Raw genomic sequence first — 9,798 nt, forward strand, 5'->3', positions numbered from 1 at the left:
CGGCATTCGGCCCTGGGCTACAAAAGTCCCGTCCTGTTCGAGGCTACCGCCTGACGGCGAGCAAATGGCTCTCCACTTTTCCAGGGCAAGTCCAAGGCTATAATCCCGCCTAAGAATGTGGATATATGGAAAGGTGCTACTGAGGGCGTCCCTCGGCGGGATCTGTCATTGCAGTGAGTACGGTTCGGGGGGCAAGCTATGGATGTGGATCCGGGTTCCCTGACAGAGCGATAGATTCCTTGATAGTTGTGGTCAAAGATGATTATTATCGCTGGCTCGTAAACGAGCCAGTGTGGCACCAACTGCCAGGCGATTAGCATCTCATCATTACCTGATTTCATCGCGATGGACCTTAGGGTGTCGATAGGCGATGCCCGTGAGTAGCAGGGATCAAGATCATGGGTAACAAGCTGGATGAAGGCCGCAATATGGAGAAGCGTGTCGAAGTCTACGAGGGGCGGGACGCCGGAAAGGCGAAAAAGCCGAGCCAGGTGCAAAAGGTGGTCGAAGAAACCCGCAAAGCGGTTGCCGATACACTTAAGAAGCGCTGAATATTTATGTAACTTATTGGCGCGGGTGCCTGCACGCGCCCGTGGAAGTTGTAAATCACTATCGGTTCGGTCCGCTGCGCGCAGAGACGTCAGTGCCGCAGGGGGGGGGGGGCAGACCATTGTTCACCTGGGGTGTTGTCCGGGTGCTGTATTGGATGCGTTCAGCGACGGTCATCTGGCACGAGTCCGGCCGCAACCGCCACTGCCAAGCGTGGGGCAGCGCATCGCGCGACCAGATCCAAGGATAAAGTAGATGAACCTTCTGGTTGTCGGGAGTAACCATTTAGGATAATTTTTTTGACGGTAAACTGATCATCAAGGGTAGGGCTATGCCAGCAGAAAGAGTCACGAGCAAGTCGCCTTGGCACGTCGTTTTCGTAATCGACGATTCGGGATCTATGTCGGGGCAGCCGGCAAAGGACGTCAATGAGGCGGTCGAAACGATGGTTGAGGAAATGCGCCTCCTGTCGCAAGGCATGAAGCCGTATTTCAAGATCTCCGTAATCAGCTTTGGTAGTGATAGCACGATACTGGCCAAGGCACAGAGCGAGAGCCAGATTAATCTGGGAGCCATTACCAAATTTGGCGGAAACAGCGGCTCAACCAATGCCGCCGCCGCGCTGTCGGACGCCTACAATATTCTTGCGAGTAATGGCGGTTCTTCCACCGATTTCGATCCTTTCGTGTTTTTCCTGTCGGATGGGAGTCCGGACAATTCGCAATTGGCGTTGGATGCGGGGCTGCGGATCAAAAGTCTGGCGCTGCCGGCAGGCACGCCGCGTATCGTGACCATCGGAATTGGGTCGCCGGCCGATGCCTTCATGAGCTCTCTTGCCACCAATCCAGAGCTTTACAAAAAGCTGCAGAAATCAAGTGATATTAAGGATCTTCTGCCAGCTGTAGGGACGATTGCCGGAACCAAGACCGGCGCGGATGGTGTTGTCGAAGCGATTATGCAGCTTTAATTTTTTTTCGGATTCTTTGCCGTGGCCAGCTACAACAGCGAAGATTCACCTGTAATGCTCAGCGAAATCAACGTCTGGACTTGTTACGGATGTCGTAATGGGCTGGCCATGGCAAAAGGGCGGCAGTTACCGCCTAACTCGAAGATCATTCTTGGTCATGACCCCACGGTACTTCTTCTCGGTGGTGAGTCCGTGGATATTACAACGGACGAACCACCTCTGGCATTGACGCTCACCGACAACGAAATCGGATGGATTCGGGCCCCCGGCAATGGCGCCGTCGCCGCTACATGGTACGGTCCCGACGAGCAGACGAAATCGTCCAATCAGGATTTTGCCTTGGCGGCACGAATCTGCGGCTACGGCGGCAGGGAATACATTTTCGCGGCAGTCGCCGACGGCGTTACCACAAGAACGTTCTGGGCCGCACGTTCGGCGCGCTTGGCGTGTCTGACCGCATTGCGGGTCATGGCCCAGGCCGTGACCTCCAAGGGTGAGATCACCGATAATGATCTCACCAACCTGCGGGTGGGGCTGGCGAAGGCCCTTAGAGATGTATTTGAACGGGACAAGGCCGTCTTGGTGGCGTCGAATGCCGTCCCGGAGGGCTGGAGCACGGATGTCTATAATAAGAACAGGGGCAATCCAGCCTATTGGTACAATTCAACACTGCTGGTCTCGGTTCTTGGCGATGATGTCGGTGTCATCCTGTTCGCAGGGGATGGTGGTATCCACGTTTCCAAGCGGACCAAGGGAGTGACTGGTGTGCCGATTCGTCCGCTCAAGACCGGCGAAGGGCTGGAAATTTCCTCGTTCGTTTCTCTTTCGGTTACTGAGGCGGATTTTCGCGCTGCCCGCTTGTCCGACATCCAGTCCCTGGATAGTGTCGATATCGTCATGGCGACAGACGGGGTGGACCGGACACTGCAGATCGAATGCCCCGACGATTATGATACGCTGAACCTGTCATCGTCGAGTTCGGCCCTTGGGGAACTGAAGCGCCTCGGAATGATGCCGAAGCGCGAGGTCGACAATTACAGCATTGCTCGCCTGACGTGGCCCATCAACGCTGCCCCCGGGGGACGACGGCGGACGCTGGCGTCACCTGTGTCGGTTGCCGAGCCGACGGCTGTTTCAGGCCCCGCTTCTGTTTCCGCGTCCTTTCCCGTCGACACCGCTTCCGCGTTTCCGGTTGCCGAATCGGTGCCAGCGGAGGACAATTACACGCGCAGGTTCCCTATTGGAATCGCCGCGAGTAGTGTCCTGGTTGGGGCGTCTCTGACCCTGGGGATCATGGCTGCGTTTAATTTCTCGCATTTTCGCGACACTGTCGTTGCTCATTTGCTTGGCAGGCAAAATCCAGAGAATGGGACAGTTCCGGTGGTCCAGGCTCCGGCAACGGGCGCCTCGGATGGGCAGGGTAGTGTGAACGCCGCGGCTGATGAGGCGGCCAGGAATGCGGAGGACGCGGCCGTGAACGCCGCGGCTGATGAGGCGGCCAGGAATGCGGAGGACGCGGCCGTGAACGCCGCGGCTGATGAGGCGGCCAGGAATGCGAAGGACGCGGCCGTGAACGCCGCGGCTGATGAGGCGGCCAGGAATGCGAAGGACGCGGCCGAGCTTGGGCAGGGGGCCTGGACCCAGGAAATCGAGCGTTTGACAGCAGAAGCCAAGGCTGCGGCGGAAGCAAACGGCGGGATGCAGACATCCTGTTTGTCGACCAAGTCGAAGAATGGCGTTTTGCTCGACCCTGAGAAAATGGTGCAACCAAAGGAATATTCTATAGAGAAAAGATCAAGTGAAAGAAAAGAAGACATAGGAAGCGACGTGCTGAAGAATATGCCAGTATTGTTCTGCGCAAATGTAGATTCTGAGTATAAGAAAATAATTACAAAAAACATAGCTGGCAAATTTATTTATGAACCCGGTAAGAAGGGGTTTATCTATTCTATCGATGGTCCATGTGTGGGCACAAATACGGCATGCGCTGCCTATTTTATAGTGGCAACAAAAGATACATCGGGGGTGATGTCTGTATATCGTGTCGCTATACGCAATAAGACTACAGGGGAGGGGGCAAGATGAGTTCTTATTCATTCGTAGCGGCGGATTTAAAGAAGATTTATGGATCTACATTTCAGGCGTCCAACATCAGTGCCGGAAAAAAAGTATCTTTCGCCATCTACGATCAGTCAAAGGCGCGAGCCCGGATGGGGATGGAGGCCTATGGCATCTTTGTCGATTGCCAGCATCCTACTCACGGAACACTTCCGTCGTTCTTGAAGATTTTCAAGAGCGACATTCCGGAACGTCGTGGAAGGACCGAGTTTCTTATCCACACCGGTCTTGCCAAGAGCCATGACTGGCTTTTTCAAGGTGTCCCCTATGCTTGGCTGCCCGGCAGCATTGTAAATGGACATCGGATATTCGGTCATGTTGCGCATCAGATCGGGGCCAGATTTGGTGGCGTGTCGGAAGATTTTTCCCGACTGAAAAATCAGCAATGTTGGGACGACAGATACCACCCGTCAATGCGCACGATGTTTGCCGCTCATCTTTGTTGCGCTGTAGCTGCAATGGAGAAATTCGGCATGGTCCATGGGGATCTGTCGGGCGGGAATATCATGATCGGTCCGGGACCTAACGGCGAGCCGGTCTGCACCTTGTGCGATTTCGACGGCTTCCATCATCCTTCCGTCGCGCCATTGCCGCGACGGTTCGACGGTCAGCCGTGCCGACCACTGGGCACTGCCGGCTATCAGTATCCGGAACTGGCGGAGAAGGTTGACAGGGATCCGAGCGCTACCGATCCTTCAATTGTGGTGCTGACAGACAGGTTCGCGCTTGGCGTGCTCATTTGCGAGTTGATGGTCTGGTCGCCACAGGTTGAGACAATTCTCGGTCGCAATGAGATATTGTCATCCCAGGAAATACAAAGTCGCTCGCTTTCCTCCTTGCCCGACAATGTTACCAAGGCGTGGCCAGCCGGCTTTGCCTTGATTGAACACGCAATGCGTGCAGGTAGCATCAGTGACCTGCCCAGCCCCGAGGACTGGCTAGCAGCGCTTGGCATTTCCTTGTGGAATCAGCAGGAATTTAAGAAGCAACCCTATCTCGAGTTTTACAAGCGCTCCGGGAGCCGAATAAATCTCGTAAAGAGAGCAAATCTTTCATTGACACAAAACGGGAATTTTGGGGGCGTCTCCGCCGACCTGGCCAATGTCCAGTACAAATTCGTGGACTCTAAGCTGACCTTCACGGTGAATTGGCCGGTCCAGATCTTTGTGATCAATGATGGACGTAGCCAGGCAAAGGGGACCGGGCCGATGGATGTTCAAGTGAACCCCAACCAGTTCGTTGCCGCCAATGGTTGGGAGATCCGCGTATTTGATGGCATTCCCTGACTGGTTGATGACAGAGACCCATCCCGTTGGTGGACTGATGCATTACCGGCGATGACCCGGTGTCGGCGAATAGCAACGCCGACGCCACCTGACGTCCCGAGACATGGCGTACGGGCGGCTCCTGAAGATCGTAACCGAGATCCCCACGCGTTATCGCTGGCGCCAATATCCACTGGTCCGGGATCCGTCGACGCGTGGCTCCTGCGGCGGCCGTCGCTGCCGACCCCGATCCCGGTTAGAGGCCGTTTGGAGAATGGCTTTCGCCGTGGATGCATCTGGTTTCCCGTCGTTCCCGTGAAAACAAGAATCCAGGCAACGCAATTGGTTACGGATTCCTGCCGTCGTGGAGACGGCGGTAGTGGAACGATTTGAATCTGGAGGCTTCTGTGAGGCCGCGTTGCGCAGAGGGTGCTACCGGGCGCGACCGCGACCTCATTGAAGCCGGATTGAACGAAGCCGCGGGATGACGGGCGCGGGCTATGGGGAATGTGGCTTTGGGGCCTGGTTCGTGATGCCGATCCGGGCCCGTTGGAAGGGTTCTGATGGGGCTGGATTGACCGTAGGGCGCTCGTTGGCGGCCCACGGGCGAGGACTGGCGTCAGCTTTGCCGCTGTTTTGAAGCCGGGAGCAGTCCGCGGTGGTGCGGCGGGTAAAACACCTCCGGCCGGCGCGCGGGGCTGCCGGGGTGGACGGCCGGGCGATGTTGGAATGTTGTCGGTTCATGAGGTGTCGTACCGGAGGGGCGGGCGATGGGGCCGAAGCGGCGGCAAGACGGCCAAGAGGATCATCGCGCCACCGCAGCACGGGCAGCGATCCAGCGGGGGGCCGGCCAATGGGGAGCGGTCGGTGGGTTCTTCGGCCACCGTTGGCGCCGGCGGCGGGACATCGAGGAGCTTGCGGCAAAGTGCCAGCTTTCCGGCCCGGTGACCGTTGGCGAGGAAGCCATAATGGCGGATGCGGTGGAAGCCATCCGGCACGGTGTGGAGCAGGAAGCGCCGGATGAACTCGAAGGATGCCAGGGTCATGACCTTGGCCTTGTCATGATGGCGATAATCCTTCCATCGGAATGTGACGTCTCTGCCGGTCATGGCGAGCAAGCGGGTATTGGAGATGGCGACCCGATGGGTGTAGCGGCCCAGATAGGCCAGCACCTGGGCGGGGCCGCCGAAGGGCGGCTTGGCGTAGACGACCCATTCGACCCGCCGCAGGTCGCGCAAGCGGTGGTGGAAGGCGGCGGGCTCCGCCAGGGGGGCGAGGTCGCCGAAGAAGCCGAGGGTGCCGGCCTCGAACGCGGCGGCCAGCGCGTCGAGGAACAAGCGGCGGAACAGGCGGGAGAGCACGCGGACCGGCAGGAAGAAGCCGGGCCGGCATCCGACCCAGCGCGTGCCATCGATCGACGGTCCACCGCCGGGCACGACACAATGGACATGCGGATGGTGGTGAAGGGTCTGGCCCCAGGTGTGGAGCACGGCGACAAGCCCGATCTCGGCGCCCAGGTGCTTGGGATCGGCGGCGATGATGCGCAGGGTCTCGGCGGCGGCCTTGAACAGGATGGCATAGACCACCGCCTTGTTCTGGAACGCGATCTCCGCCACAGGTGCCGGCAGCGTGAACACGACGTGGAAGTAGGGTACCGGCAGCAGATCGGCCTGTCGTGCGGCAAGCCATTCCGCCCGCGCGGCGCCCTGGCACTTGGGACAATGCCGGTTGCGGCAGGAGTTGTAGGCGCACCGCACCAGGCCGCACTCCGGGCAAGCTTCGGCGTGGCCGCCCAGTGCCGCCGTGCGGCATGCCTCGATCGCACCCATCACCCGGCGCTCGACGCGGCCGAGGTGGCCATCGTGCGCCCGGCGATAGGCGTCGCCGTGGCGGCGGAAGACGTCCGCCACCTCCAGTCCGGCCGGCATGGCGATGCCGGCTCAGGCGGGAGGCACCACCTCCAGCTTCAGGCGGTCGAGCGGGCTCTCGGACGCTAACCCGGATGATGATGACGCTGTTGGAGACCTGGGTGTACCGCGCCGTGCTCGACAGGTTGCTGTGGCCCAGCAGGACCTGGATGATGCGGATGTCCGTGCCGTCCTCCAGCAAATGGGTGGCGAAGCTGTGCCGGAGCGTGTGGACCGTCACGCGCTTGGGGGACTATCAGGAATTTCGTGCTCGGCGGGGTCGGTTTCATTCTCAGGCGCTCATCGCCTTTGAGAACCGCTCGCCGAACATGACGGCCATCTGGGCCTTCGCCGCCGTCCATTCGCGCGGTGGCATTTTCCAATCTTTCTCCGCCCGGTTCAAGACCAGGAACAGCAGCTTCAGGGCCGCCTCGTCATTGGGGAAGTGCCCTCTGGCGCGGACCGCCCGGCGCAGCTTGGAATTCAGCGCCTCGATGGCATTGGTGGTGTAAAGGATCCGCCGGACCTCGCGCGGGAACGCGAAGAACGGAATGACCTCTTGCCACGCCCGGCGCCAGGCCTTGCCGATGGCCGCGTGTTTCTCGCCCCAGGGCCCGACCTCAAAGGCGGTCAACGCGGCCTCAGCCGCCTTGTCGTCCACGGCGTCGTAAATTGTCTTCAGGGCGCCGGCGACGGCTTTCCGGTCCTTCCACGACGCGAACTCCATGCTGTAGCGCAACAGGTGGACGATGCAGGTCTGCACGATGGTCTCGGGATAGGCCGCGGCGATCGCCTCGGGGAAGCCCTTCAAGCCATCGACCACGGCCAGCAGAATGTCTTCAACGCCCCGGTTCTTCAGTTCGTTCAGGACGCGTAGCCAGAACTTGGCGCCTTCGTTCTGCTCGATCCAAAGGCCCAGGACCTCCTTGGTGCCGTCGGCCCGCACGCCGATGGCAATGTGGATGGCCTTGTTGCGCACCAAGCTCTCGTCCCGGATCTTCACCCGGATAGCATCCAGGAACACCAGCGGGTAGATCGCCTCCAGCGGCCGGTTCTGCCAGGCCGTTACTTCCTCGATCACCGCGTCCGTCACTGTCGAGATCAGGTCGGCAGACACCTCGATGCCGTAGAGCTCCCGCAGGTGCCCGGCGATCTCCCGCGTCGACATGCTCCGCGCGTACATCGAGATGATCTTCTCGTCAAAGCCCGGAAAGCGCCGCTGGTACTTGCCGATCAGCTGCGGATCGAACGTTGACGTCCGGTCCCGGGGTATGGCCAGATCAACCGGGCCACCATCCGTCAGCACCGTCTTGCGGCCATAGCCATTGCGCCGGTTGCCGCTCTCATCAGCCGCCAGGTGATGATCCAGTTCCGCCTTCAGTGTCAGTGGCGGATGAATACTCCCCAGAAGTGGCGCCTGAATTTTCCCCAGTTTCGCTGACCGGCGAGGTCCCGGGGGGCATGCCCCCCGGAACCTCGCGGCCGCTGGTCACCCAGACTGTCCTCGCAGGAGCGAGGGAGGGGACTGGTGGTTACACTTGGGGAACTCGTCATGATCCTGGAACTCGCCCGTGAAGGGCTGACCGTCTCCGCCATCGCCCGGCAGACCGGCCTGGACCGCAAGACCGTCCGTCGCTACATCGCCCAGGGGCTGGAGCCGCCCCGCTATACCCCTCGGCCGCCCAAGCCCACGGTGGGTGGGCCCTATGAAGCCTACCTGCGCCAGCGGGTGATCGCGGTGCCTGGGCTGAGCGCCCGCCGTCTGTTGCGGGAGATCCAGGCCCTGGGCTATCCCGGCGGCTATACGGCGGTGAAGGATTACCTGCGCACCGTGCGACCGGCGGCGGCCAAGGGCTATGAGCAGCGGTTCGAGACGCCGCCGGGGCATCAGGCCCAGGTGGACTTCGCCCACTTCAAGACCAGCTTCACGGATGAGCCCGGCGTGGAACGGGTGGTGTGGCTGTTCTCCCTGGTGCTGGGCCACAGCCGCATGCTGTGGGCGCGCTTCGTCGCCCGCCAGGACCTGGCCACCGTGCTGAGGTGCCATATCGCCGCCTTTGAGGCCCTGGGCGGCGTGCCCGCCCGCATCCTCTACGACCGCATGAAGACCGCCGTGCTGGGCGAAGCGGCGGGGGATGACGGTACCGATGGCGGCATCGCCTACAACGCCCGCCTGCTGGACCTGGCCACCCATTACGGCTTCCTGCCCAAGGCCTGCAAACCCTATCGCGCCAAGACCAAGGGCAAGGTCGAGCGACCCTTCCGCTACATCCGCCAGGACTTCTTCCTGGGACGCACCTTCCGCAACCTCGACGACCTCAACGGCCAACTGCGCCAATGGCTGGACCAGGTCGCCAACGTCCGCCGCCACGCCACCACCCAGCGCATCGTCGTCGAGCACTTCGCCGAGGAACGGCCCCACCTCAAGCCCGTCCCCGCAATCCCCTATGCCACCGTGCTGTCCCTGGAACGCCGCATCACCAAGGACGGCATGGTGTCCGTCGGCGGCAATCTCTATTCGGTCCCCGACAGCACCCGGCGCCGCGCCGTCGAAGTGCAACTCACCGCCGACCAGGTCCAGATCCTGGAGGAAGGCCGCCGGATCGCCGTCCACCCTGTGCTGGAAGGGCGTGGGCGCCGACACCTCATCGCCGGGCACCGCGTCCTGCCGCCACCCGTCAACAGCACGACACCCCGACAAAGTGTTCCCCAGGCGCCACCACCACGGCGGCCCGGCGAGATTGTCACGCCCCGCGACCTGGCCATCTACGACGCCATCGGCCGCCACCTCGCCCAGTCCGACGCGCCGCGCGAGGCGACGCCATGACCGCCACCCTCGACAGCATCCGGCGCCATCTGGTGGGCCTGAAGATGCCACGCGCCCTGGAAACGCTGGACTGGACTTGCCCTGGAAAAGTGGAGAGCCATTTGCTCGCCGTCAGGCGGTAGCCTCGAACAGAACGGGGCTTTTGTAGCCCAGTGCCGAATGCCG

7 protein-coding genes and 2 pseudogenes are annotated in these 9,798 nt (G+C 60.8%); 6 read left to right on the top strand and 3 right to left on the bottom strand.

Features of this window, described 5'->3' with window-relative positions; genetic code table 11:
* Positions 1 to 398: 398 nt before the first annotated feature.
* The 4 genes from FHS74_RS29860 (at position 399) to FHS74_RS29875 (ending at position 4,920) form a co-directional block, all read left to right on the top strand.
* Positions 399 to 551 (top strand): hypothetical protein, encoded by a 153-nt coding sequence (locus tag FHS74_RS29860; RefSeq protein WP_184807921.1) that lies wholly within the window; start codon positions 399 to 401, stop codon positions 549 to 551.
* A 329-nt stretch (positions 552 to 880) separates the two neighbouring features.
* The gene (locus tag FHS74_RS29865; RefSeq protein ID WP_281384716.1) at positions 881 to 1,516 is read left to right on the top strand and encodes a vWA domain-containing protein; all 636 of its coding nucleotides are present in this window, start codon (positions 881 to 883) and stop codon (positions 1,514 to 1,516) included.
* A gap of 21 nt (positions 1,517 to 1,537) precedes the next feature.
* Positions 1,538 to 3,601 carry a protein phosphatase 2C domain-containing protein gene (locus tag FHS74_RS29870; protein WP_184807923.1) on the top strand — a complete coding sequence of 688 codons (2,064 nt, stop codon included), beginning with the start codon at positions 1,538 to 1,540 and terminating at the stop codon, positions 3,599 to 3,601.
* On the top strand, positions 3,598 to 4,920 hold the full coding sequence (locus tag FHS74_RS29875; protein WP_184807924.1) for a protein kinase family protein: 1,323 nt from the start codon (positions 3,598 to 3,600) through the stop codon (positions 4,918 to 4,920). The genes FHS74_RS29870 and FHS74_RS29875 overlap by 4 nt, the downstream gene beginning before the upstream one ends.
* Before the next feature lie 719 nt (positions 4,921 to 5,639).
* Here FHS74_RS29875 and FHS74_RS29880 read toward each other — a convergent pair.
* The 3 genes and pseudogenes from FHS74_RS29880 to FHS74_RS29890 all read right to left on the bottom strand — a co-directional run.
* Positions 5,640 to 6,827 (bottom strand): IS91 family transposase, encoded by a 1,188-nt coding sequence (locus tag FHS74_RS29880; RefSeq protein WP_184807925.1) that lies wholly within the window; start codon positions 6,825 to 6,827, stop codon positions 5,640 to 5,642.
* Between the two features lie 151 nt (positions 6,828 to 6,978).
* Positions 6,979 to 7,047: pseudogene (locus tag FHS74_RS31385) on the bottom strand (hypothetical protein); the annotation flags it as partial.
* Positions 7,048 to 7,098: 51 nt separating this feature from the next.
* Positions 7,099 to 8,193: pseudogene (locus FHS74_RS29890) on the bottom strand (IS256 family transposase); the annotation flags it as partial.
* Between the two features lie 141 nt (positions 8,194 to 8,334).
* Between FHS74_RS29890 and istA the strand changes: the two are divergent.
* Positions 8,335 to 9,633 carry an IS21 family transposase gene (istA, locus tag FHS74_RS29895; protein WP_184807926.1) on the top strand — a complete coding sequence of 433 codons (1,299 nt, stop codon included), beginning with the start codon at positions 8,335 to 8,337 and terminating at the stop codon, positions 9,631 to 9,633.
* Positions 9,630 to 9,755, top strand: a complete 126-nt coding sequence (locus FHS74_RS31085; RefSeq protein ID WP_281384717.1) for a hypothetical protein — start codon at positions 9,630 to 9,632, stop codon at positions 9,753 to 9,755. The genes istA and FHS74_RS31085 overlap by 4 nt, the downstream gene beginning before the upstream one ends.
* Positions 9,756 to 9,798 lie beyond the last annotated feature (43 nt).

This window comes from Nitrospirillum iridis (assembly GCF_014205765.1).
Lineage (GTDB): Bacteria > Pseudomonadota > Alphaproteobacteria > Azospirillales > Azospirillaceae > Nitrospirillum > Nitrospirillum iridis.